Genomic DNA, 23183 nt, shown 5'->3' on the forward strand with positions numbered 1-23183 from the left:
TCAGAGCGCGGCTGGGGGCGGGGGGCCGAGCAGGAGCCCGTTCCACTCCAGGGTGCGCCTGGCCTCCGCGAGGGCGTCGGCGCCTACCTCGGGCAGGCGGAAGCCGCGTGCGCGGACGTGCTCGACGAGGTCGGGGGCGGGCGCCACGCCGTGCGCGTGGAGGTGGTACGGAACGCCGCCGAGCCAGACCCACGTGCCATCGGTATGGTAGGTGTTCGGCACGTTGGCCGGACGGCGGAGGTCGTAGGCGTCCACGAGGGGCTCGCCGTCGTCCCATACGACCGGGGCCTGCTCCAGGTAGCGGACCAGGGCCTCCCGCTCATGGTCCGGTACGGGAGGGCGCCTCAGCACCGTCGTGTCGTCCGGGGCCGGGTTGAAGGCGATGGGCAGCGACTGCTCGTAACGGGACGCCAGGCGTGCCAGTGCTTCGAGGCTCGGGAGCTCCTCTTCGCGCGCGTCCGGTGGGACGGCCCCGGCCCGGTCACCGCCTCCAGGCGACGGCTCGGCCCGGCAACGCGCCAGCGCCTCGATCGCGGGGACCCCTTGGCCGTACAGCTCGCGGAGACGGACGATCCAGGGGCCGCCCGCGTTCACACCGTCCATGCCCGAGTCCTTGCGTTCCATGTAGAACGCGGCGTTCCCCGCCACGGACGCCCACAGGTAGCCCAGCAGCACCGAGCCCTTGACGACGGGAAAGTAGCGGACGGGCCCGTCGGTCTCCAGGTCGTAGCTGGGGGGCACCTCGAAGTGCAGCGGCCCCCAGCCCTTGGACCTGTCCACGGGCGTGCCGTCGGGGAGCTCGCCGTCCTGGATGAGGGGGCCCGGCCCCGGGGGACGCGTGGGGTCGGCCAGGGCCTCGACCTCGGTGAGGGCGTCCGCCACCCTCTCGCGTACCCCGGACGGCACTCCCCCGCCCCTCGGGTCTTCCGGCTCCCCGATCCAGGCGCGGATGGCCTCGCGTGCGGGCAGGCCCTGCGCGTACGAGCGCTGGAGCCGTTCGTTCCAGACCATCGGGGCGTCCCAGGCCTCCTGGAGGAACTCGCGGCTCCGCAGGAACCCCGCGGCCCGATCGGTCACCGACGCCCACAGGAAGCCGATGCGGCCGCCGTTCAGCAGCACCGGCAGGTAGATGACCGGCTTCCGGGTGAACATCTCGTAGGTCTCCGGGGGCGGCTCCCGGAAGGAGGGCACCCCGGACGGCGGAGGCGGAGGCTGGTTCACGACGGCCTCCTCATCCGGAGGGGCTGGTGATGACGTTGACGGCTTCCTTGCGCGCGTCCTCGCTCACCTCGGGAAGCTGGAAACCGGCGGCCCTGATGTGGGCGACCAGGTCGGGCTCCGGCGGCAGGCCGTGCTTCTTGAGGTAGTAGCCCACGGCGCCCGGCCAGATCCACGTGCCGTCCGTGTGATAGGTCAGCGGCACGCTGGACGCGCGCTGCGGATCCAGGAGGTCGGTGTCGAAGCTCCGCGCGGCCAGCACGATCGGCGCCTGCTGCAGGTACCGCACGACCGCGTCACGGTCGCCGTCCGGGACCGGGGCACGCTGCACCACGGGCGCGCCGTCGGGCGCCATCGAGTCGAACGGCTTCGCCATGCGCAGCCCGTCGTCCGCCTCGGCCGCGCCGGTCGCGGCGGCGAGCCAGCCGGGGACGTTGCCCGGCTCGCGCGGGAACAGCCGCAGCTCCTCCTCGTACGCGGCGGCCGGAGGCCGGGCGTCGCGCCAGTCGGGCTCCTCCCGGTTGTCGTAGTTGGCGTCGAACGAGAACGGGAAGGTCAGCCGGAAGATGGCCGAGAACCACGTGCCCACGCCCGGCCGGTACATCGCCGAGCGGAGCTCCTGGAACAGCCCGGCCAGCTCGGGATGCGGCTCGACCAGCGTCGGGAACCGCTGCGACACCATCCGGACCTGCATCAGCGTCTCGGTGTGCCCGCCCACCGCCCGGTGGACGACGGTGCTCTCCTCCCACCCGGCGGGCAGGGCGTGCGCCAGCAGCAGCGTGATCCGCTCCAGCATCCGCTGCTGGGCGGCCGGGCCGGGCGGCTGCTCGCTCATCGGGCACCTCCGTCCCCGGCCGGCTGCTGGATCCGGTCGTGCAGCCACCGCGGCACATGCTCGTCCGCGCGCGGGAACACCGCCAGATCCTGGGCGAAGAACTCGCCGGGGAGGGGCGGATCCCACAGCGGGTCGAAGTCGCTGTTGAAGCTGACCCAGTACGCGCCGGGCGGATCCATCATGTAGCGCATCCCGAACCAGGTGCCCTCACCGGGCCGGTACATCATCGACCGCAGCTCGGCCGCGATGTGGGTGAGCTCCGGCACGGGCTCCACCGGCGGCGAGGACCCGTCCTTCATGATCACCGTGAGCCTCAGGTCGGCGGCTCCGGCGGTCATCAGGATCTTGAGGTCGATCCGCCGCCAGTCCGGCGGGGCCAGCTGGACCAGCAGCGCGCCCGTCCGCTGGGTGAGCTGCTCGTACCGCTGCCGGTCGTACGGCCGCGGCTCCTGGCGGGGCGCCGGGGCCTCGGAAGGCGGCTGGGTCATCGGGTGAGCGCTCCTCTCCTCACCGGGCGAGTCTATTGCCCGGTTCGTCGCACAGGCGTCCCGCCGGGACGCGTGATCTCGGTCAGCAGGCCCGACGCGACCAGGTCGGCGATCGAATCCACCAGGTAGTAGCCGCGGCCCGGCTCCTCGGGCGGATTCCGCAGTTCCTCACCGGTCGGGAAGATGGCCGTCCCGGCGAACAGGCCGGGGTGGACGCGCAGCGGCCGTTCCACCCGGTACACGCGGTAGGGGTGGGCGTCCGCGGTGCCGTACAGGCCCCGGACCGAGAACGGCGTGCCGATCTCGAACAGGAAGGGCCGGTCGGTGCCACCGTACGCGTCGAGCTCGGTGCCCGGGGGGAGCACCTCGACTGGCGCCGCCTCCGGCGCTTCCGGCTCGGGCGCGGGATGCGGCAGCATCTGCCCGGCGAGCCGTTCGAACACCTCATGAGTACTGACGAACCCGCCCCTTTCCGGCGGCGGACCGGTCTCGCACGCGAAATATCCACAACCTACCGGCCGGTTGTGGATAGGCCCCAGCGCGACGAAGGCCCCCGACTCCGGGCGAGGCAGCCCGCGCGTCCGCGCCCCGACCCGCCCGCCCTCGGCGGTCAGCATCCACGCGTCCCGGCCGGAATCGGGCTCGGTCCGCCTGTGCAGCAGCCCGGCGAGTTCGAGGACCGCACTGTTCACCTCGGCGCCCGCCCCGGCCAGCACCCCGCCGACCGCGTACGCGACCGCCTCCCGCACATGCTCAAAGGGAACCGCCCCACCGCCGCCCACCACGGCCCAGCCGCCCTCCCCGGGGGCGCGCACCACGGACCAGCGCCCGTCCGCGACCCGTCCGGCCAGGAACCGGCCCGACGCCCGCGGCGCCACGTCCCGCACCAGGTCCCGCGCCCGGACGAACAGGTGCTCCAGCCCGGCGGGCAGCGCCGCGACGAGCTCCCGCTCCTCCTGCACGACCCCCGGATCGACGGCGTCCGCCGCGGCCTGCGCCCCGGCCGCGCGACTCATCCACTCCGGGACGTCCTCCCTGGGAAACGCCCGCAACTCCTCGACGCACGCCGCCGCGGGCACCTCGGCCCCCCAGGCGACCTCGTCCGCCCGCTTGTAGGTGACGCCCCACTGCGGCCTGCCGCCGATCGCGCAGTACACACCGACGCCCACCTGCACCCACGTGCCGCGCCGCGCCTCGTACATCTCCGAACGGAGCCGCCGCAGCAGATCGAACACCCCCGACGCCGGAAGCAACTCCTCCGCCGGAATGAACGCCGTGGCCGTCCTGGTGCTGTGCCGCTTCAGGTGCTTGGGGTTGACCAGGCCGCCGCCGACGGAGATCCGCTCGTACGACCGTCCCACCGCGCGATAGGTGACCTCGGCCTTCTCCCACCCGCCCGGGAAGAGGTGCACCAGCAGCGTCGCGATGTCCGACAGCAGCCGGTCCTCCCGTTCACGCTCCACCACGCGCCCCCTCAGCCGGGCAGGTACCCGCGCCCGCGAGCCCGCAGCCCGTCCTCGAACAGCCCGTGCGTACGGCCCCGGAGCGAACGCACCAGCGCCGCCTCCTCACCCGTCAGCGCCCGCCCCTCGCCCCTGGCGACGTCCTCCAGCCCGTTGACGGTCTCGTACAGGGCGAACACGGCCCCGTCCCCCTTGAGACGGCGCCCGCGATACTCCTCCACCCGCTGCACGAACTCGGCGCGCGACAACGTCTCGATATCGGCGTGCGTCCCGCCCCTGATCTTCCGGACGTAGCTCATGTCGCGAAGGAACTCACCGTTCTCCGGCGAGAGAACCAGGCAGTCCAGCCCGCCCCCGTCCGGCTCCACGAAAACAACCGGCCGCCCCTCGTACACGTAGTACTCCGGCAACACACCACTCATCCCCTCACCTCCTCCTCACACCACCCCATCATGGGCCCTCACCGCCGACGCCCGGGGAGCTCTCAAGCGGGCGAAAGACGGAGGTGGCGGAGTTCGAGGTCCTCGCCCGTCGTCTCGTTCCACGCCTGGTAGGACCAGCCGCCGGGCGTGGAGATGCCGTAGCCGTCCCGGAGCGCGGCGGCGACGCTCTCGGCGAGGGCGCGGTACTGCCGCGAGGACGCCGGCCAGGGCAGGACCTGCCACCAGTTCTCGTGCCCGGCGGACGGATCGGGCTCCCGCCAGCCCGCACGGGCGATCGCCCGCGCCCCCTCCGGCGTCGCACGGGCCCGCTCGCTGAGAAAGGAATCGGCGACCACATAGGCGACCAACTCGTCCGGGCCCTGGGCGAACTGCGCGTACCGCCCGGACTCTCCCGGCTCCGACAGCACCAGCAGCGCGCCGGCCGGGAGCACGGCGAACTCCTCGGCCAGCCCGCGGGCGAATTCGTCCCAGTCCACCTACAACCCCTGGCTCACGGCCCAGTCGTGCTCGTCCACATGCTCGTTCGTCGCGAGGGCGATGTTCACGATGCGCGACAGCCGGTGGAGGGACACCGTCGAACGCTCGCCACGCCAGCGGACCTCCGGGTTGCCGCCCGGCAGCCGCCGCGTCGGCTCCCCCAGCGCGCCCGACACGGCCGCCGTCATACCGGCGAAGGCGTCCTGGAGCCGGGCCCGCTCCTCGGCCGACTCCTCATCGACGAACGAGGAGACGGCCGCCGTCACTCGTACCGCACGGCCTTCCTCGAAGGTGAACCGACCGGTCGCCCTGCCGAACCGGGTCCCCAGCCTGGCGACCGTCTCCCGGCGCGACTCGACCCGCCATCCGAAGACATCCGCGATCTTGTCGACATCGGCCCGGTCACGCGGCCATTCCAGATCGCGCAACCTACGGGCGGCCTCGGCGATCTCCTGATCCGAGAGCCTCTCAAGGTCGGTCATGACCGCATCCTAGCGGGCGCCTCCAGCCCCGAGATTCGCTGCGGCACGAACGGCGCATCGTCTCTCGCCAAATCGAATCGCGACCAGCGCACCACGCCCTTCTCGTCGGTGTGCACGCGATGGTATTCGATCTGAAGGGTTCCGTTGTCGAAGGCGTCCTGCAGAACCTTCCGCAGTTCGGGATTCGCTTCGAGGGCCTTCGCGAGATCCGGGTCCCGCGCCATGACCCAGGCGAGATACTCGGGGGTGCCCTGCTCGGCCTTCTTGCCGCCGTCGACGAGCCGGCCGCCCAGGTCGGCTCCGCCGCCCTTGGCCTCGACGATCTTCAAGGTCGGCGGAGCCCCCGTCACCAGCGAGGTCACGTCCAGGGTCCCGGAGGTTCCCGGCTTGTCGTCCAGCGGAGTCAGAAGGACCCCCGCCCCGGCCGCATGGGCCGCGTAGTCCTTGGCCGCGATCATTCCGAGCTTTTCACTGAGGCGTACGAGTTCCTCACCCTTCTTCGCGTAATCCCGCGCCCATTCCTCCATGTCGTCCAATTCATCGAGCAGCGCGTCCCGCTGTCGCGGACTCAGCCCGCCGCCGGCCTCTACATTGTTCGCGGCCGACATCAGGGAGTCATCCAGATTGCTCTTGCTCAAAGCATGGATGCTCTTGAGCCCATAGGGATTTCCTTCGGCAAAACCGTTCACGCCCGGAAGCGCCCGGATCTGCCTCGCGAGATTCGCCCTCTCCCTGACGATCTCGTCACGCCGCTCGACCAGGTCCTTGATCTGCTCCTGCACGCGGGGGCTCGGCGTGTACTCTTTCGGGCCCTCGGCGAGCTTGTGCTCGAAGTCGAACGGGCGCTCGCGGAACGGGTCCTTGGCGAACCTGCCGTTCTTGTCGTGCAGGCGCTGCGTCAGGTCGTGGCGGTAGGTGTCCGGCGGGTCCCCGTCGAAGTGGAGCTTGCGGTCCGGTGTGCGGTAGGTGCCCTCGGGGTCGTCGGCGCGATGCAGCCGCCCGTCCTCCCCTGTGATCAGCGGTGGCGGGTCGTCGCGTGAGGTGGGGGTGCCGGCGAGGTCGGAGGACGGGGTGTCCTCGGAGGGACCTCGGGCGGCTGTCTCGCCTTGGGGGCCTGGCGCGTCGCGGTTCCCGTCGTGGCCGGGGGCGAAGCCGTTCTGGCCGGTCGGATTCGCGGTGCCGTTGGGGTGGTGGGACGTCCACGAGCCGTTCGGCGGCCAGGTGGGGCGGGGCCGGCCGTCGGGGCCGGGCTCGGACGTGGACGCGAACACGTTGCCGTCGGTGTCGGACCAGGCCGGGCCGCTCGGGGCGAGGACGGGGACGCCGAGCCTGCGGGAGAGCTCGGCGGCGAAATCGCCCTCGCCCGTCCGGCAGGACAGCAGCATGACCTCGCGCCCGTTCCAGTTCGGGTCGTTGCGGATCAGCGCCGCCAGATCGTCCACGCTCAGGCGGCGCGTGCCGACGCGCACGCCGTCCGGGTCGCCGTGGCCGTCCACCACGAACCGCTGCGGGTCGGCCGGGACGCGCCGGGCCAGGTCGCGCATGCCCTCCTCGTCCGGGCCGTAGAAGGCGCGGCCCGCGGGGGTGGACTCGCTGTCGCGGTAGACGTCGCGCAGGTGGGACGGGAGGTCCGCCGGGACGCCGTCGGGCGGCGGAGGGGCGGTGTCCTGGGGCGGCGGTGGCGCGCCGTCGTGGCCGGAGGGCGTGTCCTGGTACCAGCCGTAGTGGGAGGCCGCGTCCGGTCTGGCCGTGCGGCTGCTCAGGTCGGTCGCGGGGCCTTCTGGGGGCCGCGGGTCCTGGAGGGCCTGGTTCAGGGCCTCCTGGAAGCGTCCTATGACCCGCTGGTTGATGGCGCGGTCGAGCGCCTCCTCCTCGCGGGTCATCGGGCGGTTCTGCTCCTCGGCGGCGTTGGGCAGGTCGCGGCGCGCCTCGTACAGGGAGTGCTCGTACGCGGCGACGTCGTCGATCGACCGCAGGTGCAGGCGCAGCTCGCCGATGTGGCCGTTCGGCATCCGGACGGTCAGCTGCGCGTCGCGGTAACCGCTCGGCACCGGGTTCTGCATCCGGTCCTTGAACGAGACGATCTCCACGCCGTGCCGGGCCGCGATCGACTGGATGTCGGCCAGCGCCCGGTACAGGTCCGCGACCGTGTCGAACTGGATCTTGGCGCCGAGCAGGTCGTTCAGCCGGCTCGGGTCCCCGTCGTAGTCGCCCATGATCTTGTCGAGGGCGCGGACCCGGTCCTTCTCCCCCGGGCGCAGGTGCGGCTCGCCGCCCAGCGCCCGGATCGCGGGGTCCTCGACCAGGGCCCGCAGGACCGGCACCGAGTCCCGCATGCTCTGGTACAGGCCGTCGAGGTACTCGTTGAGGTGCGGGTCGGACCTGTCCGCGGCGGGCTCGCCGTCGAAATCGGGCTGGGACGGGGCGACCCGCGGGCGGGGGTCCTCGCCGGGCCGCCGGTTCTCCTCGATCGAGCGGGACAGCCGCTCGCTGACCTGCCGCTGCTCGTCGGTGAGCGGCGTGGGCTCGGCCCTCGGGCCGGTCCCGTCCAGGAACGCGTCCGGGCCGCGCCGCTCGACGTCGGCCACGGACTGCTCGAGGATCCCGACCGCCTCAGGGTGGCTCAGCAGGCTGTCGAGGGTCTTCGGACGTGACAGCAGCGAGTCGCGGAGGGACGTCTCCAGATCGCTCAGGCCGTCCCCGGCGATGATGCGGGCCAGCTCGGGATGGTTCGGCAGCGTCTCCTCGATGCGCGCGCGGAGGCGGTCGCCCAGGGGTTCGCCGGCCTGCTCCAGCATCCGCTGGACGCGCGGATCGTCCTGGATCCGCCGCATCGTCTCCTCGGACGCGCGCGGCGGCGCCGGGTCGGCGGGCGGCGCGTCCGCCCCCGGCGGCCGGACGTCGCCGTCACCGGTGGAACGCGGTGCCGCGCCGCCGTCGTCGGGCGCGGAGGCGAGGTCGCCGCCGCGTGCCGCCGCGAACGCCGGAGCGGGGATCGTCGCCGCGGGAGCCGACGGAGCCGGCGCGGGCGGCTGCGGCGCGGTGCCGCGCAGGGTCGGCGGCAGGTTGAAGAAGCTCCGGTAGTGGACGGTGCTGACCGGCGGCGCCTGGTTGTGATCGGTCTCCACCCACCGCGCGTGCACCACCTGCGGCGTGCGGCCGGGCAGGTTCGGCTCCGCGAAGAACTCGAACCTGTCCACCTCGACGTTGTTGGAGGCGTCCTCCTGCCGGGCCCTCAGATCCTGTTCCAGCTGGTACCAGCTGGTGGGACGGGTCGTCCCGTCCCGGTTCCAGCCCTGGTTCTCCACCCGCCACTGCGGGAAGTAGTTGATCGCCTCGCCCGGTCCGTGCCCGGCGTGGCCGAAGATGTGGCCGCCGTCGAACAGCCGGTACGGCGGGTACTCCCCGCGGCCGGTCGCGCCCGCCGCGCGCTGCACCGACTCGTAACGGTCGTGGTCGCCGCCGTACTCCGGCCTGCCCGTCGCGCTGTCCGCCTGGCCGTTCTCGTCGGTGTGGTAGAGGAACGTGGCGGGCTCGACGTCGTCGTCCCCCAGGTTCCCGGTGCGGACGGCCGGCGGCGGGTCGAGGTCGTCCGACGACAGGTTCTCGAACCGGTCCCGCGGCTCGATCATGTAGTTGGTGTTCGGCCGCGGGACGCGGACGCCGCCGTCCGCGGTCTCCTGGGTGCCGAGCTCGGGGTTGTAGCCGCCCTCGGCGTCCCCGTACCACGTCCGCACCCACTGCACCTGCCGGTCGCCGCCGGTGTAGAAGACGCCGTGCAGCCGGCTCTCCGGCGCCGGCGTGCGGACCTCGTAGCGGGTGTGGGCGTCCAGGTCGGTCCGCGTGCTGAACGGCGGCGACGCCGGGTCGTGCTCCATCTCCCGCCGGTGGATCGGCTGCGCCGGATCCGTGCCGGGGATGTGCGTCGGCGGGTCGAACGGCGCGGCGGGCGGCGACAGCCGGTCATCACCCCCGCGGAACACGTGCGGATCCCCGACCCCCAGGTCCACCCGGTGCACCACGCCCGGCTCGGGCTGCGTCAGGTCCGGGTTGGTGTTGGGGTCGACCGCCGGCCGCGGGGGCGTGGAGACGTGCGTGACCCTGCCGTGGCCGTTCGGCGGCTCGGGCGGCCCCGTGTACGCGATCGTCCGGACGACCGTGCCGTCCGGCGTCCGCTGCCGGACCTCGTAGCGCGTGTGCGGGTCGAGGTCGCGGCGGTCGGCGACGCGGTCGGCCGGCCCGACCGTGACGCTGTCCTCGCGCTGGTGGGACGGGTTCCAGTCCGCCTGCTCGTGCGGCGACCTCCCCCGCGGGGACGCGTCCTGCCCCGTGGTGTCCACCGGATGCCCGGGGGCGTGACCGTCGCGTCCGGCCGGGCTGGTGCCGCCGCCCGGGTGATGCGTCGTCCAGCCGCCGTTGGGCGGTATGTCCGGGTGCATGCGCCCGTCGGGCCCGCGATGCCCGGACGAGGCGTACACGTTCCCGCCGTCATCGGACCAGGCCAGGCCGCTAGGCGCGGTCACCGGCACGCCCAGGCGCGAGGCCAGCTGCGCGGCGAAGTCACCGTCCCCGGTGCCGCAGGACAGCAGCATGACCTCGCGGCCGTTCCAGTTCGGATCGCGGCGAATCAGGTCGGCCACATCGTCCGCGCTGAGACGGCGGTCGCCGACCCGCATCCCGTCCCGGTCACCGTGGCCGTCCACCACGAACCGGTCCGGATCCACCGGGACGCGCTGCGCGAGATCCCGCATAGGCCCGTCCTCGGGGCCGTAGAAGGACCGTCCGGCCGGAGTCTGGTCGCTCCCGCGGTAGACGTCGTCCAGGCCCGCGGGCGGCTGCTCGTCCACACGGCCGCCGTCGACCTCGCTTTGCGGATCGTCCAGGGCCGAACGCGGCCGTGCGTCACCTGGATCATGCGGCGCGGACGTCCCCGGCGCGGCCGCGTGCCCCGGACTCGGCGCACCCGGCGGGATCGCGGTCGCGCGGACCTCGTAGACGGGCCTGCCGTCCGGACCCCGGCCCTGGTACTGCACATCGGTGATCTCGTACCGGGTGCCGCGCGGCAGCACCAGCTCCCGCTGGTTCGGGTACGCGCTGTCCTGGCCCATCCACACGCCGCGCGACCCGGCCGGAAGGTCGATGTGGATCCGATAGTTGAACGGGTTGCCGTCCACGACCGCCGGATCGCGTCCCAGCGACGTCGACATGTAGGCGGGCTCGGTCTGCGTGGAACCCACCAGCAGCTCCGGGCTGCGGTTCCCCAGCGGAGTGCCGTCGGCGAGCCGCATGAACGACACGTCGTGCAGCCCGCGCTCCACCTGGACCGGCTCGGGAAGCGGCTGGTCCAGAGCCTGGTCGAGCTCGGCGATCCGCTGGTTGAACGCCGCCACGGTCGGCGGCCCGCCGAAGTACTGGTGCAGGAAGTCCCGCTGCTGCGAGGTCTGCACCATCTGCGCGACCCGCTGCTCGGGGTTCGGGAACGACAGCACGTGCTGGAGCAGCCCCCGCTGCTGCGGGGTGAGATTCGGGTTCGCCCACATGCGGTGCAGGTCGGGCGTCCTCGGCAGGTAGCCGCCGTTCATGTTCGCCAGGTCCCACAGCGCCCGGTGCTCGGACTCCATGCGGTTCAGGAACCCGGGCAGGTCCGCGCCGGGACGCAGGAACTGGTTCGGCATCGACTGCACCGTGTACCAGTGCAGCGCCTGCCGCAGATGGGGCGGCAGCCCGTCGTAGACGTCCCCCAGATGCCCCTCGCCGTACGCCTCGCCCTCGTCGTCGGTGCCGAACCGCCGGACGCCGTCCGGCCCCACGTCACCGGGCCGGGAATCGCGCGGCGGCGAGGGGTCCGCGACGTCCCAGCCGCTGGACGACACCTGCCCGTGCTCGTCGACGTCCACCCGGCCCGTGGGCGTGACGACCCGTACACCGAGGTTCTCCGCCAACCGCGTACCGAAGTCCCCCGCACCGGCGCGGTCGGCGAGGATCATCACCTCGCGGCCGTTCCAGTTCGGGTCATTGCGGATCAGATCGGCGACCTCGTCCGGCCCGAGCCGCCGCCCGCCCGGAGCGAGCCCGTCGACCACGAACCGCCGGGGATCCGCGGGTATCCGCCGTGACCGATCCCGCGCCGCCGGATCATCGTGCAACGACCGCCCGGCGGGGGTTGCCTCCCCACCGTGCCGCGGCCGCCCGGATCCGGGCGGAGGAGCCCCCGTCCCGTCGTCCGCCCCTGGCGTCCGCCCAGGCCCGGAGCCCTCGGCATCCGCCCGTCCAGCCGGAGCCCCACCCCGAGGATCGGAAGAACTCAAATCCGTAGAACCCCGCGGATCCGCAGGCGTACGCGGATCAGCGGCAGCACGCGGATCGGCAGACGAACGCGAATCCGTCGTCGCACGCGGGTCCCCGGGCGTCCCCGAACCGGCAGACGAACGCGGGTCCGCGGTCACGCGCGGATCCCCGGCCGTACTGGGCCCAGCAGCAGCGCGCGGGTCTGCGATGGCACGCGGATCAGCAACGGCACGCGAATCCGCAGGCGTACTGGACGCAGTCGACGAACGCGGATCCGCAGGCGTACGCGGATCAGCGGCAGCACGCGGATCGGCAGACGAACGCGGATCCGTCGTCCCACGCGGGTCCCCGGGCGTCCCCGAACCGGCAGACGAACGCGGGTCCGTGGTCGCGCGGGGATCGGCAGGCGTACTGGACGCAGTCGACGAACGCGGATCCGCAGGCGTGCGCGGATCAGCGGCAGCACGCGGATCGGCAGAGGAACGCGGGTCCGTCGTCGCACGCGGGTCCCCGGGCGTACCCGAATCGGCAGGCGAGCGCGGGTCTGCGGACGTGGCGGGCCCGGCGGGGGTGTTGGTGGTGGCGGGCGGGCGCGAAGGTGTCGCGGCGCGCGGGTCGGACGACGGTGTGCCCGTGGCGGCGGGGGTAGCCGACGGGCGTGGGTCGGTGGCTGCGTTCTGGTCGGCTTGGGTGCGCGGGTCTGTGGGCGGAGGGTCGTTTCCTCGGGCGGCCGCGGGCTGGTCGGAGCCTCGGGGGGTGGTGGTCGCGGGGTGGCCGGGGGCGTGGCCGTTCTGGCCCGCGGGCGCGGTGTCGCCGTTGGGCTGGTGGGTGGTCCAGCCACCGTTGGGCGGCATGTCCGGTTCCTTGCGGCCGTCGGGGCCGGTGGTCCCGGAAGACGCGTAGACGTTGCCGTCGGTGTCGGACCAGGCGAGGCCGTGCGGCGCCGTGACCGGGACGCCCAGGCGCTCGGCGAGCTGCTGGGCGAACGGGCCGCCCGCGGTGTCGCACGACAGCAGCATGACCTCGCGGCCGTCCCAGTTCGGGTCGTTGCGGATCAGGTCGGCGACCTCGTCGACGCCGAGGCGACGGCTGTCGACGATCATGCCGTCGGCGTCGCCGTGGGAGTCGACCACGAACCGGTTCGGGTCGGCCGGGACGCGCTGGGCGAGGTCTCGCATGGGGGCGTCGTCGGCCCCGTAGAAGGAGCGGCCCGCAGGCGTGGACTCGCTGTTGCGGTAGACGTCGTGCAGGTCCGCCGGGAGGCCGTCGGGGATCTGGCCGGACGCGTCGTCTGGTTGGTCGGGGGTCTCGGCGCCGTCCGTCGTGTCCGTGTCGGTGGCTTCGCGGTGGCGGGGGCCGTCGTCGGGCGGCGGGGGGCCGTCCCCGTCGGACGGCGGTGGGGCGTCACCGCCGGAACCCGTGGTCGGGTCGAGGTCGAACTGGCGCCGCTCGAACCCCGAGTAGTACGGGTTCCCGTTGGCGTCCACGCCGACCTGGGCGCGCGCGTAGTGGTATTCGAGCGTCCCGTCGTCGAGCGCGTCGCGGAGGTCGGCGGCGAGGTCGGCGTCGGCGCCGCCCCGCTCCTCCATCGCGTTCAGGATGCTCTTGACGTACTCGCGGTGGCCCTGCTGGTACTGGTGGCCGTCCTCGCCCTGGCGGGAGCCGAGCTGCGCGGACGGCCCCTTGGCCTCGATGACGAAGTGGTGGTCCTGCCCGGTGACGGGGTCGTGGACGCGGTAGACCTGGTCGAACTCCCCGCTGCGGGCGCTCTGCGGCGCCTCCCCGTCGGCCGTGGGACGCGGGAACAGCTGCTCGATCTCGAGGTCGGTGCGCGGCCCGAACCGCTCCTGGAGGATGGCCTGGAACGCGTCGTCGGCGGCGTGCTCGCCGAGCTGCTCCCCGTAGCCGGTCTGCTCCTCGAACGCCTGGCGCCGCTCCTCGCGGTTCTCGGGCGTCGGGTCGCTCTTGTAGTTCTCGACCGCGTCCCTGACCCGGTCGATGGCGTCGGAGCGCTGGTTGATGAGGTCCTGGAGCTCCTGGCGGCGTTCGGGCAGGACCGAGGCCGGTACGGGGCGCTCCTCGACGTAGTCGGCGCGCCGCACCGGGGTGTCGGGCAGCGCGTCCCACTGGCCCTGCTGGTCGTTCCAGCGCAGCGGAGGGTTGACGTTGCCGTCGGCGTCCGGCGCGGTCGTGCGACGGACGGCCTGCCCTTCGCGCAGGTAGTAGTTGCTCCAGTCGAGGGCCTGGCGCTTGCGTTCGCGGGTCTCGGGGCTGTCGCGGACGGAGTCGCCCGGGCGGCGCGGCGGGTCCTGTGGCGTGCCGTCGCCGTCGTCGCCGCGGGCACGCGGAGCCGGGCCGGCTTCCGGTGGAGCGGAGTCGCGTCCGGGCGGCGGCGTTCCGACCGGCGTCGGCTGCTGGGTGCCGGGGTCGTTGGCGCGCGGCGGCGCACCGGCGCCGGTGGCGTCGGGCCTGCCGACCGGGCTCGGCTGGCTGCTCAGCGTGCTGCCGGGCGGCGTCGTCTGGGTGGACGGGTCGTTCGGCCGCGCCGGGGTCGCCGGCTGCTCGTTCCGCTGCGTCGCGGGCGTTTCCGGGGTGCGGGGCTGGCCGGGGACACCGTCCCTGGGCGGCGTCGTAGCCCCATCGGGCCGCTCGGGACGCTGGTTAGGCGTTCCCGGCCCCTCCTCGGTCGGACGGCGCGGAGTGCTGGTGCTGTCGTCACTCGTACGAGGCGGCGTGGAGCCCTCGTTGGTGGTACGAGGCGGGGCGCCGGTGGTGTCGTCCGTCGCACGCGGCGGGGTGGAGGTCTCGCTCGTACGAGGCGGCGCGCCAGAACTGTCGTCGGCCGCACGCGGCGGCGTGGAGCCCTCGTTGGTGGTACGAGGCGGCGTGCCGGTGGTGTCGTCCGTCGCACGCGGCGGCGTGGAGGTCTCGCTCGTACGAGGCGGCGCGCCAGAACTGTCATCGCTCACACGCGGCGGCGTGGAGCCCTCACCCGTCGTACGCGGCGGCGTACCGCTGGCCTCGTCGGCGGTACGAGGCGGCGCGCCAGAACTGTCGTCCGTCGCACGCGATGGTGTAGAGCCCTCGCCCGTCGTACTAGGCGGCGTGCCCGTGCTGTCGTGCGTCGCACGCGGCGGCGTGGAGCCCTCGCTCGTGGTGCGAGGCGACGTGCCGGTGGCCTCGTCGGTGCTACGCGGCGGGGCGGAATTCTCGTTTGTTGCACGGGGCGGCACGCCAGAGCCGTCATCGGTCGCGCGCGGCGGCGTGGAGCCTTCGCCCGTCGTACTAGGCGACGTGCCGGTGTTGTCGTTGGCCGTACCGGGCGGCGTGGAGGTCTCGTTCGTCGTACGAGGCGGGGCGCCAGAGGTGTCGTCGCCCGGACGGCGTGGGCTCGGGGGTTGTCCCTCGGGCCGGTTCGGTGTCGACGGGCGGTTGTCCGTGGACGGCGGGCGGTTCGACGCCGGATCGGCGGACGGCGTCGTGGACGGGCGGGCCGTCCCAGGCGAGCCTCCACCCGGCGACGACCCGCCTCCGCCGCCCATTGCGGGGGCTCCGCCGACGGGCATCGCACCCGGAGCCGGGGCGCCCGCGGCTGCCGGAGTACCGGACGCGGCGGGCGTACCCGAGGACGGCGCCGCGGACGAAGGCCCTGCGGACGCACCCGGATCGCTGGGCATCGACGCGAGCGTGGCACCGGGGATCGTGCCCGGGGCCGGGCCACCACCGCCGGTGTCGCCTGCGAGCAGGCTGGCGACACGGTTCCCTCCACCGGAGCCGCCGTCGGAGGACCCTGAACCGGTTCCGCTCGGGGAACCTCCGTCGCCGTTCGCCGACGACACCTGCGGCGAACCGCCCGGGGACGACCCGCCCCCGGTGTCCGTGCTTCCGACGGGCGTCGCCTGCGGGGAGCCGCTGCTGGACGTGTCGGTCGAGGGGCCGCTGGGCGTCTGCGGAGAGCCGCCGGAGCCGTCCGAACCGCCTCCGGTGGACGGCCCGCCCGGGGAAGGCGACCCACCGCCACTGGACGAACCGTCGCCCGTGCTGGAAACGCTCGGCCCCGAGCCGGTCGATCCGCCGGAACCCGAGTCGCCTGAACCGCTGCCGGTGCCGGAGCCACTGCCGGTGCCGGTGCCCGAGCCGCCGTCGCCGCCCGAACCGGTCCCCGAACCCGAGCCCGTTCCAGAGCCGGTCCCGCTGCCGGAACCGCCGCCGTCGCCGCCACCCGAGCCCGTCCCGGAACCCGTGCCGGAGCCCGAGCCCGAACCGGAGCCGCCGTCGCCGCCACCAGAACCCGTACCGGAGCCCGTACCCGAGCCGGAGCCGCTGCCCGTACCCGAGCCGCCGTCGCCGCCGCCGGAACCTGTGCCGGAACCCGAGCCACCGTCGCCGCCGCCTGAGCCCGAGCCACTGCCTGAGCCCGTCCCCGAACCCGAACCGGAGCCGGAACCAGACCCCGAGCCAGATCCGCCGTCGCCCGAGCCTGAGCCGTCACCCGAGCCGCCGTCACCGGAGCCGCTGCCGCTGCCGGTGCCCGCGCTGAAGTCGGTCAGGCCGCCGCGGGCGCCGCCGATCGCGCCGCCGGCCGCGCCGGAGGTGGCGCCCTTGGCGATGTCCTCCAGGCTGAGGGACTCGCCGTGGATGGCGGCCGAGGCGATCGTTCCGGCGGCGCCGCCGAGGGCCTCGGAGGTGCCCTCGCGCAACGCGCCCTTGAGGAGGCTGCCGGCGGCGGTGTCCGCGGCGCCCTCGACGCCGGGGATCTTGCCCATGCCGCCCGCGATGCCGCCGGAGATGGCGCCGCCGATCGCGCCGTCCACGGTGGACCGCAGCGTCTGGTCCCAGTTGATCCCGTCCCGGTTGCCCTGGGCGACCTGGATGCCCTGGATCAGCAGGTCGAGTCCGCCGCCCTCCAGCGCGCCCATGACCGCGCCGTGGATGATGGCGTTGCGGGCCAGCCAGGACAGCAGCCGCTGGAAGATGATCCGCGCGCTGACCTGCCCGGCGGCCTGGACGGCCGGGATCGCCGCGGTGGACGCGCCGAACGTCGCGAAGGCGGCCTTGATCAGGAGGATGATCTCGATCGCCGTGATGATCAGCAGGGCGATGAACATGTACTTCGCGTACTCGATGTCCGTCGCGCCGTCGTTGAGCACCTTGGCGAGGTTGTCGCAGGCCTCGGCGAGTTTGGTCAGCCGCTGCGGATCCACGGAGACCCAGGTCTCCCAGTGCATCCGGAACTCTTCGGCGGCGTAGCCCTGCAGCGAGCCCAGCACCTCGGCCGCGACGCCCTGCAGTTCCCCGATCAGCTCCCGGACCTCACCGCCGGCGTCCGTCCAGCCCTCGGCGGCACGCCGCATGGCGGTCTCGTCGCCCTCCGGCCAGTCGGAGCCCACGATCCAGGACAGCCATTTGACCGAGTCGGGGATCTCAAGCCCCACGGATCACCGGCTTTCCTGGAGGGTGCCCCGGCCGTCAGGCTGGGGAGGAATCTGGCCGCCCGCGGAGCGGGGCAGGGAAAGAGCAACCGCCGTCAGGCGATGGGTCGTCCCCCGGTATGTGCGTATCCGATCATGTCGGCCTCCCCTGACGTTGTGTGGTGCGGGTGGCCGGTCGGGTACGTGGAGTGAGAATGTCGGTGGCGGTCGGTAGGTTCCGGTGCCATGCGGACGGCGTACAAGTGCCGGGCCTACCCGGACTCCGAGCAGGCGGCCGTCTTCGGCCGCACGTTCGGGTGTGTGCGCCTGGTGTGGAACAAGACGCTCGCCGAACGCGTCGCGGCCTACCGCGAGCGAGGCGAGAAGACCTCCTACAAGCAGACCGACGCCGCGCTGACCCGCTGGAAGAAGACCCAAGACCTCGCGTTCCTGTCGGAGGTCTCCTGCGTGCCGCTCCAGCAGACGCTGCGGCACCAGCACACCGCGTTCGCGAACTACTTCGCCAGGCGCGCCCGCCACCCGCGGTTCAAGAACCGCAACGGTCGCCAGGCCGCGCACTACACGCGCTCGGCGTTCCGCATGAGGAACGGCGAGCTGCACGTGGCGAAGACGAGCACGCCGCTGGCGTTCGTGTGGTCCTTCGACGACGTGGACCTGACCACGCTGCATCCGACCATGGGCGTGATCTCGCGTGAAGGGGACGGACGCTGGTATGTGACCTTCGCCGTCGACACCGACGCCCCCCGGCCCCTCGCCGAGACCGGACACGCCATCGGGATCGACCTGGGCGTCAAGGAATTCGCGGTGACCTCCGATGGGGAGCGCATCGCCAACCCCAGGCATCTGGAGCGAAAGGCCCGCAACCTCGCCCGCTACCAGCGCCGCATGGCCCGCTGCCTGCGCGGGTCGGCCAACCGCCGCAAGGCCAAGGGCAAGGTCGCCCGCGCCCACCGCAAAGTCCGCAACGCCCGCGCCGACTTCCTGCACCGCACCTCCACACATCTTGTGCGCAAGGCCGACACCATCGTGATCGAAGACCTCGCGGTCGCCAACATGGTGCGCAACCGCAGCCTCGCCCGCGCCATCTCCGACTGCGGGTGGGGTGAGTTCCGGCGCCAACTGGAGTACAAGGCGGAGCGTGCCGGGCGGCGGCTGGTGGTCATCGACCGCTGGCACCCCTCGTCCAAGACCTGCTCGGCCTGCGGGCACCTGCTCGCCGAGCTGAGCCTCTCGACCCGGCACTGGACGTGCCCGGGCTGCCGCACCCGGCACGACCGGGAGATCAACGCGGCCGAGAACATCCTTGCGGCCGGTCTGGTCGCAGCCGGGGCGAGCCCCGGCGATGTCTGCGGAGCTGATGTCAGACGGCAAGGGCCCTCCCTTCCGCACTCGGCTGTGAAACAGAAACCACCGGCGGCGCGAGCCGCCGGAATCCCCTCCCTACGGCTCTAGGGGAGGGGAGGATGTCAAGTCTTCCGGATCGTCGCGGCGTCCTCGGCCGCGCTGTACTGCTTGGCCATCTGCTCGACGCCTTCGCGGACCTGTCCGAGCCCCTCGGCGAGCTGCCCGAACAGTTTCAGCACGTCCTGGCTCGGCTTCAGGTAGTTCTTCTCGAACTCCTGGCCGGTCTTGTCGCCGCCCCAGCACTTGCCCTCGGCGGAGAGGGCGGACTCCAGGGCGGTGTGGATCCTCTTGAGGGAACCGGCCCCGCGCTGGAACCCGCCGGCGGAGCGCTTGAGTGCGCCGGTGTCGACGCGCAGCTCGTTGGTCATCGGTCCAGCAGTCCGTAACGTTCGCGTACGGCGTCGAAGTCGCCCGGGGTGTCGCCGACCAGCTTGGTGAAGTCGAAGTCCGACTGCTCGGCGCCCTCGGGCACCAGGCCCTCCATGGCCTCGCGGGCCTTGCCGGAGACCTGGTCGGCGGCGTTCCGGGCGGCTTCGAGGACGGCTTCGGCCAGTTCCTCCGACCCGAGCTTGCGGTAGCGGCGCGGGTCGAACTCGAGTGAGGTGAGCCGCCCCTGCCGGTCGACCCTGGCCTTGACGGCCCCGTCCCCGCCCTCGCCCTCGGCTTCGAGCGCGGTGAGCCGGTCCTGCAGCTTCTTCAGCTGCTCGTGCTGCTTCTTGTACTCCTTGAGCAGCTCATCGATATGCGCCTGCCACTCCGCGCGCACCTGGCCCCCTCCGCCGTCCCCCGGCATGGTCGTGGTCGGCCGTCATGGTCTGATCATGAACAGGAGCCCTATTGTTCACGATTTTGCCGCATCTCGACAATCCCTGGACATAACAACGCAGCGTGATCAGTGGTAAGGGAAATGAGAAACCGCCCAGCTGATCAGGTCTTGCGAGCATCCCGCCCGGCCCGCCAGGGCGGCGGCTGGATTTCCGGGTCGCAGAGACGGCACCCGAGCTCACCTTGGTAAATGCCGTGGGCGGGGCAGCGTTCGAGGAACTCCGCGGGCGGCGGGACGCGCCAGTCGCCCCACCGCCGCGGCCGCCGCCGGACGGGAACGGGCGCGGCCAGCCCGTCCGCCATCGCCCGGTAACGGCGCAGGGAGTCCGGCGCGTAAGGGGGGTCGTAGGTCAGCAGGTGCCAGCCGTGGCGGGTCATCGCCTTGCCGAGCAGCGCGAGGAGGAACGCCTTCTCCGCGGGCCAGTCCGCCGTCCAGGGGAGCGCGCTCAGGTCGAACCCGTCGAACCCGCGCGAGTGGCGGTGCCCGTCGGCGAAGTGCAGGACGAGGTTCCGTTCCCAGTCGGACTCGGCGATCGCGCTGCCTGCCAGCGTCAGGACGTCGAAGAAGACGTCCGTGCCGCCGTTGGTGAGGTAGAGGCAGTCTTCGTCGGCCCGGGTGCCGTGGACGGTGAACCTGTTCCCCACGCGCTCACGCCTCCGCACCCACGGCGGCCTCGCGGAGGCGGGCGGCGATGCGCTCGGGCGGGACGTCGTTGATCCAGGCGGCCATGCCCGACTCCGACCCCGCCAGGAACTTGAGCTTGTCGGGTGCGCGCCGGATCGAGAACAGTTGGAGGTGCAGCCGCAGCAGGTCGCGGCCCTCGCCCGTCGGCGCCTGGTGCCAGCCCGCCACGTACGGCAGCGGCGTCCCGTACAGCGTGTCGCCGCGGCGGAGCAGGTCGCGGTAGAGGACGGCGAGTTCGTCGCGCTCGGGCCCGGTCAGCGCGGCGAGGTCGGGGACGTGGCGGTGCGGCATCACGTGCGCCTCCACCGGCCAGCGTGCCGCGGCCGGGACGAACACCGTCCAGTGCTCCCCCGAGGCGACGATCCGCGTGCCCGCCACGCGCTCGGCGTCCAGGACGTCCTCGAACAGGTCGCGGCCGGTGGACGCGCGGTGCGCGGACGCCATGGCGAGCATCCGCTCGGTCCGGGGCGTCACGAACGGGTAGCCGTAGATCTGGCCGTGCGGATGGTGCAGTGTCACCCCGATCTCCACGCCGCGGTTCTCGAAGACGAACACCTGCGCGATGCCCGGCATGTCCGACAGTTCGGCCGTGCGGTCCGCCCACGCGTCGATCACCAGCCGGACGCGCTCGATCGGGAGCCGGGCGAGGGTCGCGCCGTGGTCGTCGGTGAAGCAGACGACCTCGCACCGGCCGCCGCCCGGCGCCCGCGCGAAGATCTCCTGCCCGTCGACCGTGGCCGGCACGTCCGGCGTGCGCGAGGAGAAGGACGGGAAGCGGTTCTCGAACGACACGACCTCGTACCCCGCGTCGGGTATCTCCGAGGCGGGACCGCCCGGGCACAGCGGGCACTGGTCGGGCGGCGGCAGGAACGTGCGCGTGTTGCGGTGCGCGGTGACGGTCACCCGGTCGCCGGTCAGCGGATCGCGCCGGGTCTCGCACAGCGGCTCGGCCGCCGGGAGGTCGCGGGGATCGGGCACCGGCGTCCGCCCAGGCTCCCGGTCGAAGTAGACGATCTCGCGCCCGTCGGCGAGCCTGCTCCGTGTACGCGCCACCCCGCGAGATTACTGGACGCCGCCCGGGGCTCCGCGGCCGTCAGCGGGGCAGTCGCAGGTCGTCGCGGGCCTGGTCGAACCGGTCCTTCCAGATCCACAGGCGCCGGGACGGCGGCGCCAGGTGGTAGCCGAACGGGCCGAGCGTCCGCAGGCCGTCGAGGTCGACGCAGACGCGCTGGTAGGCGTTCTCCACCGCGGCCTCCGGATCGCCCAGGTCGCGCGCGCCGAGCTTGACGCAGGCCCGGTACTCGTAGGCGAGCAGCAGGTCCTCCCCGAACGCCTCCCACATGCCGCGGCGTCCCGTCCAGGCGGCGTCCGCCGCGTCCAGCAGCACCCGCAGGTCGGGGTCGCGCGGGATGGACGGGTGGACGAGGAACATCGCGCCCCAGCCGTCCGCCACCATGTCGAGGTTGAACGTGCGCCGGTCGGGGTGGTCGCGGGGCGGCCGCGGGTCGCCGCGGTCGGCCCCGGCGAACCAGGGCGCCAGGTAGGCCAGCAGGCGCCCGTACCGGTCGACGATTTCCCCGGTGGGCACGACCGCGACCCGCCGGACACTGCCATTGGGACGGGTGAGCCGGCGCTCGCGCAGCGTCTGGAAGTGGGCGGTGGCGCGCTCGGCGGCGGCGATGTGCCGTGCCGCGGCGTCGGGGGTGAGCCGCGCGAGCAGATGGTCGCGGAGGCCATCGGGGATCAGCGTCCCGAACGTGCCGTCGGTGAGCCGCTCGCGGCAGCGGTCCAGCTTGGGCTGGGCGGTGGACGCCTTCCCGGCGTACTGCGCCTTCTCCGGGGTGTCCACGGAGACCATGCGGATCGGCTGCTCGACGACCGGGGTGTCGCCGTCGGAGTGCTCGATCAGCACCCGGGCGGCGGCCGGGTGATCGGCGCGCGGGAAGTCGAAGGTCGCCATGGCGTCCCCTGGGGTGAGCCCGTCGTCCCCACACCATCGCACCCTTTGCCCGCTTTGTCGGAGATTGACCGCTTGCGGACCGCCGGGAATGAACCCGAAACTTTGTATGTTGTACGGAGTTACAACCGACAGAGAGGCAGGACGTGACCCTCCACCCCTTCGACGCGGCCGGCGAGTTCGACCGCCAGGTCCGCACCCTGATCGACCGTGACCACCACCGGGCCGCCGGGCTCGGCGAGGAGGAGTTCGCCGCCCTGCTGGCCCCGCTGCGCCCCGCCGCACTCGAACACGCCACGACATCGCCGGGCGAAGGCCGCGCCCCGTTCGTCCTGGTCCTCACCCGCGAGGTGGTCCCGGTCGAGGAGGCCATCGCGCGGACGACCCTGCACGGCAAGAAGAAGCCCGGAGTCATCGACCGCAACTACGCCGACGACGACATCGTGAAGTTCGTCCCCACCAAGGAGGTCGAACTGCCCGACGCCCGCGCCTACCTCCTCCACGGCATCGAACGCGGCGAGGAGTTCTGCGGCGCCGTGCCCAACGACGCCATGGACGCCATCGCCGCCCGCGGCCGCACCCTGCTGACCATCGAGGAGGGCATCGCACTGGTCACCCAGTTCCCCGCCGTCCTGGCGAAGAACAAGTGCTTCTCACTGGGCGGATCGCGCTGCGGCGACCGCCGCGTCCCGGCGATCTGGATCAGCCAGAACGCACCCAAGCTCGGCTGGTGCTGGGCAGGCAACCCGCACACCTGGCTAGGCATGGCCTCAGCCACAGGCCGCACCCACTAAACACCCCCGCACCACCGCGTCCCGACCGGGACCACCGTGCCCAGCCGGGCCAGCCACGCCGAGCGCGTGACCGCCACGTCCTCGCCCGGGCCGCCGCACCCTGACCGAGGCCGCCGAGCCCGCTAGGTGACCGTCGCGCCGCGCCCGTCATCGCCGCGTCCTGGCCGGGGCCGTTGCGCCCTGGCCGGGGCGGCCCCCGTGTCTGGTGCGTTGATGGTGGTGGGGGGTGGGGCGGTCAGGGCCAGCGGTAGCCTGCGCCCGTGCCGGCGACGTGGTACGGGAGGTAGCAATCGTGGTCACATGCTCGTCCTTGCAGGTCAGGCACAGGTAGGTGCGATGACCGCGCAGGCCGCGGCCGCGTTCGGCGCAGGGCGGGCAGACGCAGGGCGACC

General features: G+C 73.0%; 15 protein-coding genes. 2 read left to right on the forward strand and 13 right to left on the reverse strand.

The window, feature by feature from the left end; all coding sequences use genetic code 11:
• The 8 genes from ACZ466_RS13895 to ACZ466_RS13930 form a co-directional block, all read right to left on the reverse strand.
• Positions 1 to 1221: a hypothetical protein gene (locus ACZ466_RS13895; protein ID WP_378280783.1), complete on the reverse strand. Its 1221-nt coding sequence runs from the start codon at positions 1219 to 1221 to the stop codon at positions 1 to 3.
• 10 nt (positions 1222 to 1231) lie between these two features.
• Positions 1232 to 2053: a hypothetical protein gene (locus ACZ466_RS13900; protein WP_378280782.1), complete on the reverse strand. Its 822-nt coding sequence runs from the start codon at positions 2051 to 2053 to the stop codon at positions 1232 to 1234.
• A complete protein-coding gene (locus tag ACZ466_RS13905) occupies positions 2050 to 2541 on the reverse strand; it encodes a hypothetical protein (protein WP_378280781.1) in 492 nt (163 codons plus the stop codon). Before ACZ466_RS13905 ends, ACZ466_RS13900 begins: the two co-directional genes overlap by 4 nt.
• Before the next feature lie 32 nt (positions 2542 to 2573).
• Positions 2574 to 4004: a glycohydrolase toxin TNT-related protein gene (locus ACZ466_RS13910; protein ID WP_378280780.1), complete on the reverse strand. Its 1431-nt coding sequence runs from the start codon at positions 4002 to 4004 to the stop codon at positions 2574 to 2576.
• Positions 4005 to 4015: 11 nt separating this feature from the next.
• A complete protein-coding gene (locus ACZ466_RS13915) occupies positions 4016 to 4426 on the reverse strand; it encodes a hypothetical protein (protein ID WP_378280779.1) in 411 nt (136 codons plus the stop codon).
• A 62-nt stretch (positions 4427 to 4488) separates the two neighbouring features.
• Positions 4489 to 4923: a TY-Chap domain-containing protein gene (locus ACZ466_RS13920; protein WP_378280778.1), complete on the reverse strand. Its 435-nt coding sequence runs from the start codon at positions 4921 to 4923 to the stop codon at positions 4489 to 4491.
• Complete coding sequence (locus tag ACZ466_RS13925; protein WP_378280777.1) at positions 4924 to 5406, reverse strand: DUF6301 family protein; 483 nt, start codon at positions 5404 to 5406, stop codon at positions 4924 to 4926. It abuts the gene before it with no gap.
• A complete protein-coding gene (locus tag ACZ466_RS13930; protein ID WP_378280776.1) occupies positions 5403 to 17129 on the reverse strand; it encodes a WXG100-like domain-containing protein in 11727 nt (3908 codons plus the stop codon). The genes ACZ466_RS13925 and ACZ466_RS13930 overlap by 4 nt, the downstream gene beginning before the upstream one ends.
• A gap of 222 nt (positions 17130 to 17351) precedes the next feature.
• Here ACZ466_RS13930 and ACZ466_RS13935 point away from each other — a divergent pair, with 222 nt between their 5' ends.
• The gene (locus ACZ466_RS13935) at positions 17352 to 18578 is read left to right on the forward strand and encodes an RNA-guided endonuclease InsQ/TnpB family protein (RefSeq protein ID WP_378280775.1); all 1227 of its coding nucleotides are present in this window, start codon (positions 17352 to 17354) and stop codon (positions 18576 to 18578) included.
• Positions 18579 to 18592: 14 nt separating this feature from the next.
• Here the strand turns inward: ACZ466_RS13935 and ACZ466_RS13940 are convergent, their stop codons facing one another.
• The 5 genes from ACZ466_RS13940 to ACZ466_RS13960 all read right to left on the reverse strand — a co-directional run bounded on the left by ACZ466_RS13940 (position 18593) and on the right by ACZ466_RS13960 (position 22000).
• Positions 18593 to 18898, reverse strand: coding sequence for a WXG100 family type VII secretion target (locus ACZ466_RS13940; RefSeq protein WP_378280774.1), 306 nt, complete (start codon positions 18896 to 18898; stop codon positions 18593 to 18595).
• The gene (locus tag ACZ466_RS13945) at positions 18895 to 19296 is read right to left on the reverse strand and encodes a YbaB/EbfC family nucleoid-associated protein (protein ID WP_378280773.1); all 402 of its coding nucleotides are present in this window, start codon (positions 19294 to 19296) and stop codon (positions 18895 to 18897) included. Before ACZ466_RS13945 ends, ACZ466_RS13940 begins: the two co-directional genes overlap by 4 nt.
• Before the next feature lie 161 nt (positions 19297 to 19457).
• Complete coding sequence (locus tag ACZ466_RS13950) at positions 19458 to 20000, reverse strand: hypothetical protein (protein ID WP_378280772.1); 543 nt, start codon at positions 19998 to 20000, stop codon at positions 19458 to 19460.
• A gap of 4 nt (positions 20001 to 20004) precedes the next feature.
• Complete coding sequence (gene galT, locus ACZ466_RS13955) at positions 20005 to 21093, reverse strand: galactose-1-phosphate uridylyltransferase (protein WP_378280771.1); 1089 nt, start codon at positions 21091 to 21093, stop codon at positions 20005 to 20007.
• 40 nt (positions 21094 to 21133) lie between these two features.
• Positions 21134 to 22000: a hypothetical protein gene (locus ACZ466_RS13960; RefSeq protein ID WP_378280770.1), complete on the reverse strand. Its 867-nt coding sequence runs from the start codon at positions 21998 to 22000 to the stop codon at positions 21134 to 21136.
• A gap of 143 nt (positions 22001 to 22143) precedes the next feature.
• Between ACZ466_RS13960 and ACZ466_RS13965 the strand changes: the two genes are divergently transcribed.
• A complete protein-coding gene (locus ACZ466_RS13965) occupies positions 22144 to 22791 on the forward strand; it encodes a DUF5701 family protein (RefSeq protein ID WP_378280769.1) in 648 nt (215 codons plus the stop codon).
• Positions 22792 to 23183: the final 392 nt, after the last annotated feature.

The sequence above is a fragment of the Actinomadura rugatobispora genome (assembly GCF_055379765.1).